We start from the raw sequence: 16,950 nt of genomic DNA on the forward strand, positions 1-16,950 counted from the left end.
ACCCTTCGACGGCGGATCGCCCCGCCGACAGCCCCCGCTACTTCTGCACGATCGTATAAGCGAAGGAAGCCATCGGCGTTAGGTTCAGGCCACGCACGCCGGCGGTGACGGCCCGGTGCATCTCCCGCAGCACGGGGATCTTCGAATAGTAATTATGCCCATAGAAGGGCAGTTGCCAAACCTGGCGAAACCCGATCGCGCGGATGTCTTCACGCACCCGCCCGGAAATCCGGCAGCCCGAATAGAGCGCCGGGAATTTCGGCGTCTCCGCATCGTTACGGTGCGGGAAGAACAGCCGCAGCACCGGCGCGGTGACGGAGTCCGGCGCGATCCGGTTCACCACGAACGGCAACGAATAGAGGATCGGGTGGAGCGCGATATAGATGCCGCCCTCCTGCAATATGTCATAGATGTTGCTGTAGGCGCGCTTGTAGTTGCCGACATGCTCCATCACCCATTTGGAGAAGGCGAAATCGTACTTTCCGGCATAGGGCGCAATCAGCGACTTGTCCGGCGTCTGTACGTCCAGGACGATGCTCTCGATCCAATCGGGCGCGAGCGCGACCTCGCTGGCCAGAATGTCGCTGGAAGTATAGGCGACCCCGAGCTGCTCTATCGTCTTCTGCTTCAGGAAAGGGCTGCGTCCGCCGCCGACCTCGAGCACCGAGCTGGCTCCGCTCCAGCCGATCAGATCGATCACGGTGCGCTGAAAATTCTTCACCGCCCAATCGCGATCGCGATGCTTCGCGATTTCCTCTACCTTGACGGCAAGCCCGCCTGCGCGCTCGTTCGACCCCATCCGGTTTTACTCCCGAGGTTCGTTACTGCGACTCTTTGATGATTCTGCATAGCAGCACGAACCCCCTATTCCTACGAATTTGGTGTGCAGCATCGGATCGCCGGAAATCTGCACAAATGCGCCGGAACAGCCCGGTTGACGATCGCGCGAGGGGATGTCATCGCTGGTATCGCAGCGCAGCATCCAGGGGGCAGCCGGACCGTGACAGCAACCATCCCGCCGGTTAAGGACACCTATCCGAAGAACAAGATTTGGCGGAAGCTTTGCCGGCTTCCGATGAACAAGGGCAAGCTATCGACGCGCAATCTCGACCGTCTCTGCCGCGATTTCGCGACGACGGAGCGGACGCTGGTCGTGCATTCCGAAGACGTCGACTACGCACCCTATTTCCCGAACGCCTATACGGTGACGAAGCGCCGGGATGTTCCGGCCGACATGCATGTCGACATCCACTATCTGGAAATGTCGAAGATCCCGTCGGAAAGCTATCCGGTCATCCTGTGTACCGGCCTGCTGGAACATGTGCCCGATCCTTCGGTGCTGATCGGCGAATTCCACCGCATTCTTCAGCCGGGCGGCAAGCTGATCCTGGGCGCCAGTGCAATCTTTTCTTTCCATGAGGCGCCGGACAACTTCTTCCACTTCACGCCCTATGGCTTCCGGCTCCTGTTCAAGGACTGGGATCATATCGAGATGCTGCGCGGCGCCAGCCAGCCGTTCGAGACGATCGGCATCCTGCTGCAGCGGATCAACATGCAGTGCGACATCTTTCCGCCGATGCGGCCGATCGTCGCGCTGATGTCGCTCACGATGCGCTTCTTCGATCTGTTCGTGATCGCGCAGTACAACACGGTGAGCCCGCGTGATCGCACGACGCTGACCGATTCGATGCTGCCGTCGAACATGCACGCCGTGGCGGTGAAGTAACGCGCCAGGCCGCGCGATCGGAGGGCAGCATGAACGAACCGGTCACCTGCGGGACGTGCGTGATCGGATCGGGGCCGGCGGGCGCGATCGTCGCGCTCGAGCTGGCCGCCGCGGGCGAGGACGTGCTCCTCGTCGAAGCGGGCAATCGCGATCCGGGTGCCGCCGCGAAGGCGACGATCGACCGGCTGGATGTCGCAGGCAACGCCGATCTCCAGTTCGGCCGCGCGTTCCAGGTCGGCGGCTCGTCGAACCTGTGGGCGGGCCGCGTCGCGCCGTTCGAGGCGATCGACTTCGATCATCGCGAATGGATGGCCGATACCCGCTGGCCCTTTTCGCGCGATGCGCTGGCCAGCGGCTATTCGCGCGCCTTCGCGCTGATGGGGCTGGCCGAAGACCCCGGCATCACCGTTCCCGAACGGCCCGAGGGGCTGAAGCAGGCCATCGCCAGCGACGGCTTCGAGCTCAAGAGCTTCGCCTGGTCAAAGCCGCCGTTCAACATCGGTGAGATCGTGAAGGCCAAGGGCGATCGGCCCGGCGGCCCGCGCCTGATGCTCGACGCGCCCGTCGTCGCGCTGCGCGAGAATGCGGATGCCACCGCTATCGAATTCGCGGAAGTCGCACGGCCGGACGGTTCGCGCGCGCGCATCCAGGCCCGGCGCTATGTGCTCGCCGCCGGCGGGCTGGAGGTGCCGCGCCTGCTGCTGGCGTCCAACCACGTCCGGCAAGCCGGCATCGGCAACGCGCACGACCTGGTCGGACGCTATTTCTCGACCCACCCCAAGGCCGATATGGCCGCGCTGGTTCTGCGCCGCGGCGTGGGCGTGCATCATCCGCTCTACAGCGATCAGCGGATCGGCCCCACGCTCGCGCGCGCCGGAATCGGCTTTACCGCGGAGTTCCAGCGCCGCCACCAGCTCCCGAACCATTATGTCCAGCTCTCCCCGCTCCTGGAATTCCAGTCGAGCAAGGCGTTCGAGCGGGCACGGGGCTCCAGCGCTATCGCGTCGCCGCTGATCGAGAAGAACAAGGTGATGCGCAAGCTGCTGCCCAGCCTCGGGCTGCTGGCGTTCGAAGCGATCGGCAAGCTGGCAGGGCTTCAGCTCCGCGCGCGCACCTTCATCCTGCGCGGCTTCCTGGACCAGATCCCCGACGCCACGCACCGCGTCACGCTTTCCGGCAAGCGCGACGCGAACGGTGTGCCGCTGATCGACATCGCCTGGCGGCTGACCGAGGAGGACCGCGCCTCCATCCTGCGCTTCTTCGAGCTGCTCGACGGCGTGGTCCGCGCGCGCGGCATCGGCCATGTCGAGTTCGGCGGGCTGAAGGCGCAAGGGGACTGGCCGATCACCGCGATCCACTCCCACTTCATGGGCACCACGCGCATGGCGGACGATCCGCGCCAGGGCGTTGTGGACGCCGACTGCAAGGTTCATGGCACCGCGAACCTCTATATCGCCGGGCCGTCGGTGTTCCCGACCTATGGCTATTCCAACCCGTTCCTGACGATCGCGGCCGTCTCCTATCGCCTTGCGGACCACCTGCTCGGGCGCGATCGCTGATGCGGATCGGCTATATCCACGATTCGGAAATGCCGGGGCCGGAGGCGAGCACGGTCAACGTCGCCAAGATGTGCGCCGCCTTCGCCGCCAACGGGCATGCGCCGCTGCTGGTCCACCTGAAGGGCTCCGGCGGCGGCATCGGCGCGCATTACCATCTGTCCCATCCGTTCCGCGCCGTCGCGGTGCCGCTTCCGGCGCGGCTCGGCGTGCGCAAGAAGCTGTTCTCGCTCGCCGCCGCCGCGATCATGCGCGCGGCCCGCCCGGCGATCGTCTATGGCCGCAAGCCGATCCAGCTCCTCCCCGCGATGCGGCTGGGGCTCGACCTGGTCCTTGAGCTGCACACGCTGATCGGCCCCGATCAGCCGGCGCAGCGCCGCGCGTTCGCACGCATGCTGGCCAGCCCGCGGCTGCGGCGCATCGTGGTCATCTCCCAGGCGCTGGCCGACGATCTGGCCGCCGAATGGCCCGCCGCGGCCGGGCGGACGATCGTGGCCCATGACGGCGCCGATCCGGCAGGCGAAGGCGTTGTCCCGATCACGCGGCCCAACCCCGGCCGGCCCTGCGCAGGCTACGCCGGGCATCTCTATCCCGGCAAGGGGATGGAGACGATCGCCGCGCTGGCGGCGATGCGGCCGAACGTCGATTTCGTCGTGCTGGGCGGCCGGCCCGACGATATCACCCGGTGGACCGCCCAGACCCAGGGGCAGTCCAACCTGTTCTTCCGCGGCATGGTTCCCCATGCGGACGTGCCCCGCCACCTGGGCGATTGCGATGTGGTGCTGGCGCCCTATTCGGCCCGCGTCCAGGTCTCCGACGGCAAGACCGACGTGGCCCGCTGGATGTCGCCGCTCAAGATCTTCGAATATATGGCCCAGGGCCGCGCGATCATGGCATCCGGCCTGCCCGTGATCCGCGAGATATTGCGCGACGGCGATACGGCCGCGCTATGCCCGCCGGACGATCCGGCAGCATGGGCGGAGCGGCTCGACGCGCTGCTCGCCGATCCCGCCGCGTGCAAGGCCATGGGCGCGCGCGCGCAGGCCGAGTTCGAGGCGCACTATACCTGGAAAGGCCGCGCGGAGCTGGTGCTCGACGGGCTGGCCTGACGCCTCAGGCCGGCTTCTCGGCGATAAGGTGTACGGCCTGGGTAGTCAGATCGTCCAGCGCGACATGCGGGTTCTTTTCCAGGCAGTCCCGCACCACTTCGCTGTCCAGCACGATGCCGGCGCGGCTGGGGATCGGCAGCGTCCGCCAGCGGCGCACCGCGAAGCCAGCCTCCACCAGCAGCCGCTGGATCACCTGCTGGCTGTTGCAGCGGTTGAGCGACCCGCGGACCCACGGTGCGGCATGCTCCGCCTCATGCGGATGCAGTTCCGCCAGATAACGGTCGAAATCGGCTTCCGAGAGCCGCAGATGGCCCCAGGCGAAATCGAGCGTACCGAAGGAATGGCCGCCAAGGGGATGGAAATAGGGGTCCCAGTTGTGGAACATCACCCCGCCGGGCTTCAGCAGCCGGTACATCTCGCGGAACGCCGCGCCCAGATCAACGATATGTTCGAGCACCTGCGCCGAATAGATGACGTCGAACTCGCCCTCCTCGAACTCGGTGCGCTTGGTCAGGTCGCCGAAGGCGAAGCGCGCGCCGGTCTGTGTCATCTCGCGCACCTCCTGGAACCGCGAGACCGTGTCGAAAGCGCCGTCATAGAAATAGTCGAGGCCGGAGGCGCGAAATCCCATGCGATCGAACGCGACGATCGATTCCCCGCCCGAGATGAAGCCGATCTCCAGCACCGAGGAAGCGGCAGGATCGACCGGACGGCCGATCGCGGCGAACTCCTCCAGCCGGCGGCGATGGCTGGCCGTGCTCGAAGTGATCTTGGCCTCCACCTCTTCGCGGAGCGGCTTCAGCACCCGCTTGCCGATGTTCGAGATGCCGCCGCCGATGATGATGTCGCGATGCCGCTCCACATAGGGTGCGACCGCCGCGTTGATCTCCTCGATCGGCGCCGTGATCGTATATTCGCCGCGCAGGCGGACGAGCAGCGCCTCTCCCGCCTCGTCCAGCAGGCCGCGGCCCTTCAGTTCCTGGAGCAGCGACAGGCCGGAAATCACCTGCCAGGTGGGCTTCAGCCCATAGCGCTGCTTCGTGCTGATCGTGTAGCGGCGCCCGTCGGAAGCCTCGAACACCGGGCCATCGCCGGTGGTCTTGCCGCCGCGCTTGATCGCCAGATCGCGGGTGCCCGTGCCCGTATCGAGCCCCGCCTTGCGCAGGATGCGGCCCGCGGCCTTGCGAAGCGTCTTCTTCATGCCGTTATGCCTTCGACCTGGGTGTTGGTGGGAGCCGGGCGGGCAAGCACGGCGTCGAACGAATCGCGTTCGAATATTTCCAGCTTGCCGCCATCGGTGATGTTGACGAGGCGGCGGCCGTCAGCCTCGAAGACCTTCCGCGCCAGGCGATAGCCAGCCTCGATGATGTGGAACTTGGGAATGCCCAGCCGGTCGCCGATCTTGTAGTGGTTGCCGGCAAAGTGAAACTTGTTCGCCAGCTCGATATTCTCGGCGGTGATGATCGGCTTGCCGGTGGGGAACAGCTCCGGAAGAATGCCGTAGTCGTGATCGACGCCGATCAGATAAACCTCCGAAAAGCCCATGTAATAGGCGAGCTGGAGCGCGACATAGGTCACCGTCTGCGCATGATAGACCTCGGCCGCGGCGTTCTTTGAGAACATCGGTTCGCCGGGGTCGTCCGGATCGTCATGGCGCGTCGTGAACTTGCTGTTCAGCGTTATCACCTCGGGCGAGAGCGCATAGGCGAAGCTGTTCTTGAGCGACACGAACTTGGTGAAGCCCCGCGCCGCATTCAGCTCATCGGCCCAATCCTCGGCCTGGCTGATATCGACCTGGCACCAGAAGGTGGGCACGAAACCCAGCTCGTCGAAATGCTTGAACAGCGCATTGGCGCCGAACGTGATCTCGTCCTTCAACGCGGTCAGGTCGCGCTTCATCAGGCTGGGGCCGTTGCCCATGATGAAACAGCGCCGCCCGCGGTATTTGTCGTGCAGCGCGGTAAGCCGCGGATCGCGCAGCTTCAGTCCGCGGATACGCAGGCTGCGCAGGTTATAGCGCAGCCACGCCAGCGGCTTGCGGGAGGCGGGGTAATCGTCCGTCCACGGCGGGGTCAGGTTTGGCATCTCGTCAATCTTCCGGCGAGGCTGGCGGCTGAGGCAGGCGGTTGCGCAGCACCTTGGCCGGCACGCCGCCGACGATTGCCCCTGCGGGAACAGGCTTGGTCACCACACTGCCCGCCGCGACGATCGCGCCGCGGCCGATGGTTACTCCGCCCAGGATGCGCGCACCGGCGCCGATCCACACATTGTCCTCGATCGTGGTCGGCTTTGCGATATCGCCCTGTTGCGCGATCGGCGTCTCCGGATCGTCGAACCGGTGATCGAACGCGATCACACTGCTGGAATGGCCGATGATCACGTCGTCGCCGATCGTTATCGGGCCTTCGGCGAGCATGACGCAGAAGGGGTTGACCGTGCATCGCTTGCCGATCGTGATCGATCCGCCGCGCGTGCTGAGATAGGTGTTCTCGCGGATCTTGGTGCGGCCGCCGATCTTGAGCACCGTACCGCCGCTCGACGACCAGCGCAGGTTGATGTTGGCGGACCAGGAGACGCTGGCATCCGCAGCGATGGCCGTCTGGCCAAGCGCCAGCAGGTAGCGGCGCTTGAGCCGCATTCCCAGGCGCGTGGAGATGCTGTCGAGCTTGCGCAGCAGCCGCGCCAATCCCTTGGGCTTGGCCGCCAACCTACAGCTCCCCCGCAGCGCGCCGGATATGCGCGATGCGGTCGAGCAGCGTGAACTGGTCTTCCCAGTCGATGTCCATCGCCACCTGTTCGGGCAGCGGATGGAAATAGGGCCGGCGCCCGATACGATCGCCCATCTCGCGCATCAGCGCATAGGGCATGACGTACATGGCGTGGTTGATCTCGAACAGCGGCCGGATGTCCTGGCTGCGGGGCCATTTCTCGACCTTGTTGTCGTAGTTGACCGGCCCGTTCTCGTCCCACAGAAACTTGTGGATCGCGGTTACGGAGACGAGGCTGTCATAGCCCTCGGCCAGCTTGGCATAATAGGCGGCCAGCCCGGCCTGATAGACTTCGGTGGTGACGAAGGGCGACGTCACATGGGTCCAGAAGATCAGCCCCTCGCGCTCCATCTCGGCGATGTAGAGGATGAAATCGTCCATCGACGTGCTGCTGCGCCCCAGCTCGTCGGGGCGTTCGGAGGCGACGAAACGGCTGTCGTGCGCGCGCGCGAAGCGATCGACATAGTCGAGCACCTCCTCGTCGTTCGAGGAGACAACGATCTTGTCGAGCTCGGGCATCGCCTGGAGCTGGCAGAGCTTCAGCTCGATCAGCCCGTTCTCATGGCCGCCGAACGGGCGCATGTTCTTGCGCGGCACGCGCTCGCTGCCCGCGCGGCAGGGCACGAAGCCGATGACTGGTTCTGAACCCCTTGCGCCCATGTGCGATCAAGCCCTGCGGAAATATTTGTGGTGTTCGCTCTCGGTGACCTGCTTCTCCTCGCGCCCCACGATCATCTCCGCCTCGCGGACGCGATCGACATATTCCTTGAAGGCGGGTGTGGTCAGGTCCACCGCGACCGCATCGAAATGCGCCCATTCGGTGTTACCGAGCTTGACGTGCTTCTCCAGCATCTGCGCGCCTGCGGCCACCGCCAGCGCCGACGCAAGCCAGCCGTGATCGTGGCTGGAATAGCCCGGCACGATGCGCGGCTCGGTCCGCGACAGCTCGTGATAGTGGCGCACGACCGCGACATGGCAATCCCGGTGCGGGGTGGGATAGGCGGAGTTGCACTGGAGCAGGTGCAGCTTGGGCGAATGGACGAACGTGTCCAGCACCCAGCGCTCATATTCCTGTCCGGTCATGCCCGTCGAAAGCACGACCTCGCCGCGATAGTTGCGCGCGACATAGGCGAGGTAGTCGGTGTGCTCCGAAATGGTACTGGGCAGCTTCACGATCCCCGGATCGATTTCCAGCATGAAGCGGAACGAAGGCTCGTCCAGCACCGAGGCGAACCATTTGATCCCCAGCGACTTGCAGAGATCATCGACGAAGCCGAAGTCCTCCAGCGACAGTTCCAGCGCGTTGCGATAGTCGCGGAACGTAGGACCGAACGGCGAGACATAAGCCGAATCAAGCTGCTCCTTGCTGTAGAAGCTCTCGACATCGCGCTTCTGGAGCTTGACGTAATCGGCGCCGGCCGCGCGCGCGGCGCGGATCATCCGCTCAAGCCGCGTGCGATCGCCGAAATGATTGGTCGTCAGTTCCGCGACGATCGCGGCGCGGCTGCCGCCATCCACCGCATGATGGTGCGCGGGCGGGCCGAACTGCGCGTTCAGTTCGACCGGCGACATGACCGAAAAGGGCCGATCGCCGACGTGGATCACGTTCAGATCGGAGTTCTTCAGGAAGTACAGCGTGTTGACGAAGAAATATTCCTGAAGCGAGATGCGCGCCGACTTTTCCTCGGCATCGTCCAGCGCGAAATCGCGATCGATCGCGTGGCTGTATCCCTGGCCCGACGAGAAATCGAAGCCGACCATATAGACCGCCTGCGGCCGCTTGCGGATCCGGGCCACCATGCGCGCGATCTTCAGCGCAGACAGGAACAACACGTCCTCGATCACGAACTCGTCGGTCAGGAAGCGCTGCATCATCAGGTCCGACGAATCCTGGGACATCGGAACATAGGGCGCGCGCGCCACCCGCCCGCGCAGCGGGTGGAAGTTAGTCGAGGTGACGTAGAGCTGCGACTGGAAGCCGGACTCGGCCAGCGCCGCCTGCACCCAATCGGCATGGAAGATCGAGATATCGGCCGGCACGATGCGTTCCGCATCGTTGAGACCGATCACCAGCGATCCCGCGAACGTCTCCGGACGGATCTGATCGATCGAGGGCCCCTTACCCAGGATGAAGATCGTATCGGTGACGTATGTCGATGCGATATTTTCGATCTGGCTGGAGAAACCGTCCATCATATGCCTCACCATCTACCTCGACCTCGCACCCGTGTTCGAGCGCAAGCATCAGCCCGGGCAGCAGATCCCAGATCCAGGCGCCCTTCGGGTTGCAAAAGCGGCGATACGCGCCGCGGATGACATTGTAGAGATTATAGACCGCGCAGCCCATCATCCGGCATTCGCCCGCCTCGCCCATCGCCTGCAACAGCGCGGGCGAGACCGACGAGGAAAAGCCGGTGATGCGCGAACGGATCGGCCGGATCGCATCGCCGGTCATCAGCCCCTCGCCGAGTTCCGGCAGCATCAGCATCGAGCCGAGATGCACGCCCCCGTGCCACAGGCTGAACGCCAGGCCCCATTCCTTCAGCCCGGAACAAAAATTCTCGGTACCGTCGATCGGGTCCAGCACGGCGACATAGCCGTCGCCGATCGGGCTGCCCGGGCGATAGCTTTCCTCGCCGATGAAGGTGACGCCGGGCAGTCGCTGCGTGACATGCGCGGTAACCAGCTCCTCGAGGAACACGTCCGAGGTGGTGACCGGGCTGTCGTCCTCCTTGAAAACGATGTCGTAGCGCGTCGCCTCGATCTGCGGCATCGCCGCGGATACGGCGTCCGCAATGCCGGCCAGGAAGGCCCGGACCTCTTCGCGCGTCATCGCCTGCAGCTCGCCGGCATCAAGCCGCGGGCCGGTGGAGGCGCTGCTGGACAATTTCGTCATAGCTGCCGATCGCAGTGATTTTTCCGTGGTCGAGCTCGATCACCGTGTCGCAGACGCTGAGGGTGGTAAGCCGGTGCGCGATCATGAAGATCGTGAGCTCGGTGCCCAAGCCGCGGATAGCCTCCATGACCGATTCCTCGGTGGAATTGTCGAGCGCGCTGGTCGCCTCGTCGAGCACCAACACCTGGGCTTCCTTGTACAGCGCGCGTGCGATGCCGATGCGCTGCCGCTGCCCGCCGGACAGGCGCACGCCGCGCTCGCCGATCGGCGCGTCATATCCGCCCGGATGGCTCTCGATGAACTCGGCGATCTGCGCCTTGCGGGCGGCGTCGCGCACGCGATCCATGTCGATCTTCTTAGCCGGCACGCCAAAGGCGATGTTTGCCGCGATCGTAGAATCGCTCAGGTAGATCGTCTGCGGTACATGCGCGATGCCCCGCTGCCACGCGAGCCGGTTGGCGTCCGTCAGAGGCACGCCATCAACCAGGATCGCCCCCTCCGTCGGCGTCAGCAGGCCCATCAGCAGGTCGAAGGTGGTGCTCTTGCCGCTGCCGGTGGAGCCCAGGAAGCCGATGCGCTGGCCCTTGGCGGCGGTGAAGCTGATACCGTCGACCACCTTGGCCTGATCGGTCCCAGCGTAGGAGAAGCTGACCTTGTCGAACGCGACGCTGCGTTCCATCCGCAGCGGCTCCGGCGGAACCTTGCCGAAATCGGCGCCGACGGTCTGGTCGAGGAACACCAGGATATCCTGCAGCGTGGCCTGGTTCGCCCGCAGATTGGCCCAGCCGAGATAGATGAGCTGGAGCACCGGCAGCAGGCGCTGCGCGCCGAGCGCGAACGTGCCGAGCAGCGGCAGCGCAGCGGCGAAGCCGCCAGACTGGCCGGTAAGCGTATAGGCCACCAGCACGAAGATCGTCATCCCCAGCCCCTCGATCGCGTAGCGCGGGCTGTAGCTGACGAAATAGCTATTCGATTGCGCGCGGGCGACCGCATGTACCGACCGGTGATACTCGCGGTAGAAATAGGCCTGGTTGCCGTCCAGCAGCACGTCGCGGATACCGCCCAGCGCCTCGCTGACCGTCTGCATCCCGCGGGTATGCGCCTTGGCCGCGACGCGGCTGTTCGCGGAGAGCCGACGCCGCGTGATCAGCATGATCACCGAATACATGCCCGCCAGCACGAAGAAGCAGCCCAGCGCCACCTTCAGGTTGATGATCAGCAGGCTGACGATGATGAAGGTGGCGATCATCGTGCTGCTGACCATCGCCAGCGTGTTGACCAGCGTCAGCGACGTTGCCTTGATCTTCACCAGCGCGCTCAGCACCGAGGCGCTGTTGCGCTGGGCGTGCAGCGAATAGGGCTGGTGGAGCGTCCGGTTGAACACCTCCATCGCGATATCCTCGCCTATCGCATAGGCGAGGCGCGAATTGCCCCATGCCACCAGCATGCGCAGCGCGGCGGAGCCCATCACCACCACCGCGAACGCGATCGTGAGCGGCCCGAGCAGCTCCTGAGGCGTGGAAACCCCCAGCATGTTGGCGAAGCCCTGAACCGCGGGAATCGAGAACACCCGCTCCGGTGCGGCAAGCACCGCAAGGAACGGAAGCATCACGCCCAGGCTGGCGGTCTCCGCCAGCGCCGCCAGCAGGATCGGAATGGGAACCAGCGCGACATGAATGCGGCGCCGGCGCGGAAGCCGCGCCCACAGGCGGCGCAACGAACTCAGGACGGTTTCGGGCGGCTCCACCCCCTTCGGCTTGGGGGCGAGGCTTTCGATCATGTCGGCTTCGTTCATCGGATCGAACCGCCCACCAGAAGCGGCGACGCCCCAAGGCGCAGCAGGACAATGTTTCCGGCGACCATCATCCGCAACCCAATCCCCCGGTCACTCAAAGCCGCCGGATTACACCCCCGGCCAGCTCAGCCTGAGCCCTCAGCTTATTAAGCGGTTCCACAAATGACGCAATGCACAAAAACCGCGCCGGCCGCCGCGAAGCTGCCGTTACGGAACAGCCGCGATACGCATCACGCGGCATCCGGAAGCGGTTGCCCTGCCTCCCCCGGCATCGTCCCCCGCCGCACCCATTCGCGCAGCGCGTGATAGGCGCGGCGCTTTTCGGCGAGCGACGCGGAATAGGAATAGCGCTGCGCAACATCGAAATTGCGGCGGCTCTCCTCGGCAAGGCGCTCCGCCGGGGACTGAACCAGCGACAGGATGCGTTCGCGCAGTTCGCCGGCGGCGCCCGGCTTGTGCATGCGCCCGGCGGGCAGCAGCTCGGGGATGCCGCCGACGGTCGATCCGATCGCCAGACATCCGCGCGCCATCGCCTCGATCGTCGCGCGGGGCAGCCCTTCCTGGAAGCTCGGCTGGAGATAGGCGTCGATCCCGTCGAGCCAGCCCGCCACCGCGGCGGCGCCGGGCAGCACGCCATCGAAATGCACGCGATCCGCGATGCCGAATCGCTCGGCCACGGCACGCAGGCGATCCGGGGCGCCCTCGCCCAGCACGCGATATTCGAACGGCGGGAGCCCGTCCCGCGCGGCGGCCAGCGCCTCGATCGCCTGGTCGATTCCCTTCAACCGGGTGAACAGCGCCCCGATCGTGCCGAACACCACCGGCCGGTCGCCCCGGCGCCACGCCTGCAACCCGGCGATGCGCCGCTCCATCAGCCCCTCGCCGGGCTCGGGCAGCATCACGTTGGAAGCGCAGACGAAGGCCCCGCCCGGCGGATAGCGCCGCTGCAGGAATTCGCGCGTCACATAGTGCAGCAATTTGCCCTGCCGCGCGACGCGGCGCATCCGGTGCGCCATCACCGGCGCATAGGCCTTGGCCAGCGGCGAGCCATGGTTCCACAGCGCGTCCCAGGGGCAGGCGACCAGCTCGACCAGCCAGGGCTTGCCCGCGCGGCGTGCCTGATCGCATCCGGCGATGCCGATCTCGCTGGGGATGCGCCCGATCACCGCGTCCGCCGCATCCACCTCGCGCGCCAGCGCGACGCGCTGTTCGGAAAGCGTCGCGAGCCGCTTCACGCCGCGCAGATCGTCGAACAGGTGGAAACTGACCTTCGGCCCGGAAGCCTGCACCGATTTGCGGATATCCTCCTCGGTGGCGCCGCGCCCGCGCGAAACCACTACCAGTTCATCGAAATACTCAAGATATTCCAGCCATTTGGCATAAGGAAACTTGCCGCCGGTGGTATAGATGGTGCCATCCGCCGCCCGGGCGAAGACGTGATCGACGCAGAACAGCAGCCGGGTCATCGCGCTTCCCTTCAGACCCGCGCCGGGGCGGGCGGAGTTGCCCCCTGCCCCACCGCGGCGGCATAGACTTCCTCGATCGCGCGCACCATCTCGCGATGGTCCCAGCGGGAAAGATCGATCGCGCGCGCCGCTTCCGCCATGGCCGCGCGCCGCGCCGGATCGTCCGCCAGCGCGAAGAAGGCGGATGCCAGCGCATCGGTGTCGCCGCCATCGACGATCAGGCCGTTCGCGCCGTCCCGCACGACATATTCGATGCCGACCAGATGGCTGGCCACCACCGGGCGGCCGGCCAGCACATATTGCACGATCACGCGCGGCAAGCCCTCGTTGGTCGCCGCGTGGATGCAGATATCGGCGGAGGCGATCAGGCGATCGAGATCCGGCCGGAAGCCGAGCAGCAGCACCCGCTGCTCCAGCCCGTGCGCGCGGACCAGCGCCGCGATGCGCTCCTGCTCGTCGCCTGCGCCCGCGATCAGCAGCCGCCAGTCGCTGCGCCCGCTGCGCACCAGCGCCTCGATCAGTTCGGCGACGCGCTTGCGCGGCTCCAGCGTGCCTGAGATCAGGCCCGTCACCACGCCCTCCGCCGCGAATTCGGCCAGCGGCGCGGCGGCGCGAAAGCGATCGATGTCCATCCCGCTCTCGATCACGCGATGGTTCGCCGCGGTGCCGATTCCGCGCTCCAGGCATGCTTCGCGCATCCCGGGGCTCACGTCGATGAAGGCGCGGGTAACGCGCGCCGCCAGCTTCTCGATCCCCAGATAGACCGCCGCCACAGGCGCGGAGACGCCGATGAAGGGCAGGATATGCACCGTATGGACAATCGTGGGCACCCGCGCGCGCCATGCTGCGGCCCGACCGATCGCCCCGGCCTTGCTCTCATGCGTATGGACGATATCGGGCCGGTGCTCGCGGAAATAGCGCGTCATCGCGCGCAGGCAGCGCAGATCTTCCACCGGCCGTACCGCGCGGACCAGCGAGGGCTCATGGTGCAGCGTCACGCGCGGGTCCACCGCGGCGATCATCGTCTCGTGATAGTCGCCATGGATCAGATGCACGTCATGGCCCGCGGCCGCCTGGCCGTTGACGGTCAGCAGCGTGTTCTCGTCGGCGCCGCCCCGGATGAACCTGGTAATGGCGTGGACAATGCGCATGTTCGCTCACCCCCTGTGTGCGGCATCCGCGCGGGCGGACCGGCCCCGAAGGGCCCGTCGCGCTTCCTTAGCGGACGAGCGCGTCGAAATAGGCGATGGTCGACTTGAGCCCTTCCTCCAGCGGAATGCGCGGCTCCCAGCCCAGCCATTCGCGCGCGCGGGTGATATCGGGCTGGCGCTGGCGGGGATCGTCGGGCGGCAGCGGCTGGCGGACCAGCTCAGACTTGGAGCCGGTGAGCCGCAGCACCGCCTCTGCCAGTTCGATCATCGTGAACTCGCCGGGATTGCCCAGGTTCACCGGGCCGGTGACCGAATCGTCGGTCTCCATCAGCGCGATCAGGCCGCGCACCAGATCGTCGACATAGCAGAAGCTGCGCGTCTGCTGGCCGTCGCCATAGATGGTCACCGGCTGGCCGGTCAGCGCCTGGACGATGAAGTTGGACACCACCCGCCCGTCGTTGGGGTGCATATGCGGGCCATAGGTGTTGAAGATCCGCGCCACCTTGATGCGCAGCTTGTGCTGGCGGTGATAGTCGAAGAACAGCGTCTCCGCGCAGCGCTTGCCCTCGTCATAGCAGGAGCGGAACCCGATCGGGTTCACATTACCCCAATAGCTTTCCTGCTGCGGATGCACGTCCGGATCGCCATAGACCTCGGAGGTCGAGGCCTGAAGGATCTTCGCCCCCAGCCGCTTCGCCAGCCCCAGCATGTTGATCGCGCCATGGACCGAGGTCTTGGTCGTCTGCACCGGATCGTGCTGATAGTGGATCGGCGAGGCCGGGCACGCCAGATTGTAGATCTCGTCCACCTCCACATAGAGCGGGAAGGTGACGTCGTGGCGCATCAGCTCGAAACCGGGATGGTTGAGCAGGTGCGCGACGTTGCGCTTGCGGCCGGTGAAGAAATTATCGACGCACAGAACGTCGGCGCCCTCGCCCAGCAGCCGCTCGCACAGATGGCTGCCGATGAAGCCCGCGCCACCCGTGACCAGCACTCGCCGGTCGCTCATCCGTCCTGATTTCACGCGCCCTCCTTATGTCCTGCCGCTGAATATCCGCGTCGTATCGCGTTCGCAACCACGGCACGGAAGCCATGCCGGGGCTTCACACGGCCACCCAGGCATCGTTCGATATTGCATTGCACCATGGCATAGCCAAACGCCCGGGGCCAAGCAATCAAAGAGGATCGGCCGCCTTCCCGAAATCGCGAGCACCTGATGAACGTGGCCATCGGCTAGGATTGCCGCGCCGCAATGAAGACGCCTGACACGGCGCCAGCTTCCCCGGCCGGCATCCGGTACAGGATGCGGGCCGCGGGAAAGCTGCCGCCGCGCGGGCGGGATCAGTCGTATAGCGGGCGGAAGATCGCGAAGGCCGGCGCCGCGGCCAGGAAGTCGCGCCAGGCCGACTTGAGCTGCGAGAAGCCCACCACCACGGTGTCGCCCGGCAGGATCTCCGGATCGCGCATCTCGCCCTTGCGGATCGCCGCGATGTCGAACTTCGCCGCGATCAGGTCCTTGCCCGAACGGCGGAAGACCGCCACCTCGCTCAGCGCCGCAGTGCGCGTCGGCCCGCGTGCCAGCGAAACCGCGCCCAGAAGCGTGGTCTCGCCGCGGATATCGTACAGGCCGGGCTGGTTCACCGATCCCTCGACCACGATGCGCTGCGAGGCAGCCGAGGCCACGTTCACGGCAACCTTGGGTTCGCGCAGATACTGGGCTGCCAGCCGCGAACGGATGTCCTCCGCCAGCTCCTCGGCTGTCCTGCCCGCCGCGTCGACCGATCCGAGCAGCGGGAGCGAGAATTTGCCGGCCGTGTCCACCTGAACCCCCGGCAGCGACAGATCGGGCTCGCGATAGACGATCACCGAAAGCTGGTCGCCCGGCAGGATGCGATATTCGCGGAGCTGCACATTTTCCTGCGGCGGCGGGATCAGCGCATAGGCATCGGCACCTGCCGGCAGATTCGCACGCTCCGTACAGCCCGCAGCCAACAGCCCGATCGCGACAAGCGCTGCCCAGCCCTTCATCTGATTCCCTTTCCAAAGCTTCATCGTCGAGGTCCCCTGGCTCAAGCGATCAAGTCGCGGGCCGCGATTCCGCAACCGCACAAGGTTGAAGGCTGCACCCTTCCGCTGGTCAATCTGCAATCGGACATGGAATAGGCCGCAAACCGGGCCGTGCGCAATATGCCGGAGACGTCCGCGCAGCCAAAACACCAATCGCGCGCCGCGATCGCGGCCGCGCCCCTCCCCGCACAGGCCGCCGCAGGGCAACGGTATCGGAATGCGGCAGGCCGCCGGACACATTCTATTGCAATGCAGCAAAACTGCCCGTAGCGATGGGGCGATAACGTTCAGCAATGGGGGATCGCATTGCGTATCACGATGATAGGGACGGGCTATGTAGGCCTGGTATCTGGGGCGTGTTTTTCGGATTTTGGCCATGAGGTCGTGTGCGTGGACAAGGACGCGCGCAAGATCGA

General features: G+C 65.7%; 16 protein-coding genes. 4 read left to right on the plus strand and 12 right to left on the minus strand.

Annotated elements, in window-relative coordinates; genetic code table 11:
* Window positions 1-37 precede the first annotated feature (37 nt).
* Window positions 38-799, minus strand: a complete 762-nt coding sequence (locus OM513_RS13760; RefSeq protein WP_264945024.1) for a class I SAM-dependent methyltransferase — start codon at window positions 797-799, stop codon at window positions 38-40.
* A 276-nt stretch (window positions 800-1,075) separates the two neighbouring features.
* On the opposite strand from OM513_RS13760, the gene OM513_RS13765 reads away from it, so the two are divergent.
* The 3 genes from OM513_RS13765 to OM513_RS13775 are packed head-to-tail and all read left to right on the plus strand — an operon-like array spanning window position 1,076 to window position 4,391.
* A complete protein-coding gene (locus OM513_RS13765) occupies window positions 1,076-1,726 on the plus strand; it encodes a class I SAM-dependent methyltransferase (protein WP_264945026.1) in 651 nt (216 codons plus the stop codon).
* A gap of 29 nt (window positions 1,727-1,755) precedes the next feature.
* Window positions 1,756-3,285: a GMC oxidoreductase gene (locus OM513_RS13770; protein WP_264945028.1), complete on the plus strand. Its 1,530-nt coding sequence runs from the start codon at window positions 1,756-1,758 to the stop codon at window positions 3,283-3,285.
* Window positions 3,285-4,391 (plus strand): glycosyltransferase family 4 protein, encoded by a 1,107-nt coding sequence (locus OM513_RS13775; RefSeq protein ID WP_264945030.1) that lies wholly within the window; start codon window positions 3,285-3,287, stop codon window positions 4,389-4,391. The genes OM513_RS13770 and OM513_RS13775 overlap by 1 nt, the downstream gene beginning before the upstream one ends.
* Before the next feature lie 4 nt (window positions 4,392-4,395).
* Here the strand turns inward: OM513_RS13775 and OM513_RS13780 are convergent, their stop codons facing one another.
* The 11 genes from OM513_RS13780 to OM513_RS13830 form a co-directional block, all read right to left on the minus strand.
* Window positions 4,396-5,592: a class I SAM-dependent methyltransferase gene (locus OM513_RS13780; protein ID WP_264945032.1), complete on the minus strand. Its 1,197-nt coding sequence runs from the start codon at window positions 5,590-5,592 to the stop codon at window positions 4,396-4,398.
* Window positions 5,589-6,476 carry a 6-hydroxymethylpterin diphosphokinase MptE-like protein gene (locus OM513_RS13785; RefSeq protein WP_264945033.1) on the minus strand — a complete coding sequence of 296 codons (888 nt, stop codon included), beginning with the start codon at window positions 6,474-6,476 and terminating at the stop codon, window positions 5,589-5,591. The genes OM513_RS13780 and OM513_RS13785 overlap by 4 nt, the downstream gene beginning before the upstream one ends.
* A gap of 4 nt (window positions 6,477-6,480) precedes the next feature.
* Window positions 6,481-7,098 (minus strand): acyltransferase, encoded by a 618-nt coding sequence (locus OM513_RS13790; RefSeq protein ID WP_264945035.1) that lies wholly within the window; start codon window positions 7,096-7,098, stop codon window positions 6,481-6,483.
* A 1-nt stretch (window position 7,099) separates the two neighbouring features.
* Window positions 7,100-7,819: an acylneuraminate cytidylyltransferase family protein gene (locus OM513_RS13795; protein WP_264945036.1), complete on the minus strand. Its 720-nt coding sequence runs from the start codon at window positions 7,817-7,819 to the stop codon at window positions 7,100-7,102.
* Window positions 7,820-7,825: 6 nt separating this feature from the next.
* Entirely contained in the window at window positions 7,826-9,352 is a 1,527-nt protein-coding gene (locus OM513_RS13800; protein ID WP_264945037.1) for an N-acetylneuraminate synthase family protein, read from the minus strand.
* Entirely contained in the window at window positions 9,279-10,055 is a 777-nt protein-coding gene (locus OM513_RS13805; RefSeq protein ID WP_264945039.1) for an inositol monophosphatase family protein, read from the minus strand. The genes OM513_RS13800 and OM513_RS13805 overlap by 74 nt, the downstream gene beginning before the upstream one ends.
* Window positions 10,012-11,850, minus strand: coding sequence for an ABC transporter ATP-binding protein (locus OM513_RS13810; RefSeq protein WP_264945040.1), 1,839 nt, complete (start codon window positions 11,848-11,850; stop codon window positions 10,012-10,014). The genes OM513_RS13805 and OM513_RS13810 overlap by 44 nt, the downstream gene beginning before the upstream one ends.
* Window positions 11,851-12,080: 230 nt before the next feature.
* Window positions 12,081-13,316 (minus strand): glycosyltransferase family 4 protein, encoded by a 1,236-nt coding sequence (locus OM513_RS13815; RefSeq protein ID WP_264945042.1) that lies wholly within the window; start codon window positions 13,314-13,316, stop codon window positions 12,081-12,083.
* Between the two features lie 11 nt (window positions 13,317-13,327).
* Entirely contained in the window at window positions 13,328-14,467 is a 1,140-nt protein-coding gene (locus OM513_RS13820; RefSeq protein WP_264945043.1) for a glycosyltransferase, read from the minus strand.
* Window positions 14,468-14,534: 67 nt separating this feature from the next.
* Window positions 14,535-15,476, minus strand: a complete 942-nt coding sequence (locus OM513_RS13825) for a UDP-glucuronic acid decarboxylase family protein (RefSeq protein WP_264945044.1) — start codon at window positions 15,474-15,476, stop codon at window positions 14,535-14,537.
* 332 nt (window positions 15,477-15,808) lie between these two features.
* The gene (locus tag OM513_RS13830; protein WP_264945046.1) at window positions 15,809-16,495 is read right to left on the minus strand and encodes a polysaccharide biosynthesis/export family protein; all 687 of its coding nucleotides are present in this window, start codon (window positions 16,493-16,495) and stop codon (window positions 15,809-15,811) included.
* A gap of 345 nt (window positions 16,496-16,840) precedes the next feature.
* Between OM513_RS13830 and OM513_RS13835 the strand changes: the two genes are divergently transcribed.
* Window positions 16,841-16,950: hypothetical protein (locus OM513_RS13835; RefSeq protein ID WP_264943522.1), on the plus strand; the 110-nt coding region annotated here is incomplete at its 3' end.

It is taken from the genome of Sphingomonas canadensis (assembly GCF_026013525.1).
Lineage (GTDB): Bacteria > Pseudomonadota > Alphaproteobacteria > Sphingomonadales > Sphingomonadaceae > Sphingomonas > Sphingomonas canadensis.

Excerpts from the sequence above, each read along its gene's own strand:
- OM513_RS13760 (WP_264945024.1), bottom strand. The coding sequence starts at position 799 with ATGGGGTCGAACGAGCGCGCAGGCGGGCTTGCCGTCAAGGTAGAGGAA.
- OM513_RS13800 (WP_264945037.1), bottom strand. The coding sequence starts at position 9,352 with ATGGACGGTTTCTCCAGCCAGATCGAAAATATCGCATCGACATACGTC.
- OM513_RS13810 (WP_264945040.1), bottom strand. The coding sequence starts at position 11,850 with ATGAACGAAGCCGACATGATCGAAAGCCTCGCCCCCAAGCCGAAGGGG.
- OM513_RS13785 (WP_264945033.1), bottom strand. The coding sequence starts at position 6,476 with ATGCCAAACCTGACCCCGCCGTGGACGGACGATTACCCCGCCTCCCGC.
- OM513_RS13825 (WP_264945044.1), bottom strand. The coding sequence starts at position 15,476 with ATGAGCGACCGGCGAGTGCTGGTCACGGGTGGCGCGGGCTTCATCGGC.
- OM513_RS13780 (WP_264945032.1), bottom strand. The coding sequence starts at position 5,592 with ATGAAGAAGACGCTTCGCAAGGCCGCGGGCCGCATCCTGCGCAAGGCG.
- OM513_RS13820 (WP_264945043.1), bottom strand. The coding sequence starts at position 14,467 with ATGCGCATTGTCCACGCCATTACCAGGTTCATCCGGGGCGGCGCCGAC.
- OM513_RS13770 (WP_264945028.1), top strand. The coding sequence starts at position 1,756 with ATGAACGAACCGGTCACCTGCGGGACGTGCGTGATCGGATCGGGGCCG.
- OM513_RS13805 (WP_264945039.1), bottom strand. The coding sequence starts at position 10,055 with ATGACGAAATTGTCCAGCAGCGCCTCCACCGGCCCGCGGCTTGATGCC.
- OM513_RS13795 (WP_264945036.1), bottom strand. The coding sequence starts at position 7,819 with ATGGGCGCAAGGGGTTCAGAACCAGTCATCGGCTTCGTGCCCTGCCGC.
- OM513_RS13815 (WP_264945042.1), bottom strand. The coding sequence starts at position 13,316 with ATGACCCGGCTGCTGTTCTGCGTCGATCACGTCTTCGCCCGGGCGGCG.
- OM513_RS13765 (WP_264945026.1), top strand. The coding sequence starts at position 1,076 with ATGAACAAGGGCAAGCTATCGACGCGCAATCTCGACCGTCTCTGCCGC.
- OM513_RS13775 (WP_264945030.1), top strand. The coding sequence starts at position 3,285 with ATGCGGATCGGCTATATCCACGATTCGGAAATGCCGGGGCCGGAGGCG.
- OM513_RS13830 (WP_264945046.1), bottom strand. The coding sequence starts at position 16,495 with ATGAAGGGCTGGGCAGCGCTTGTCGCGATCGGGCTGTTGGCTGCGGGC.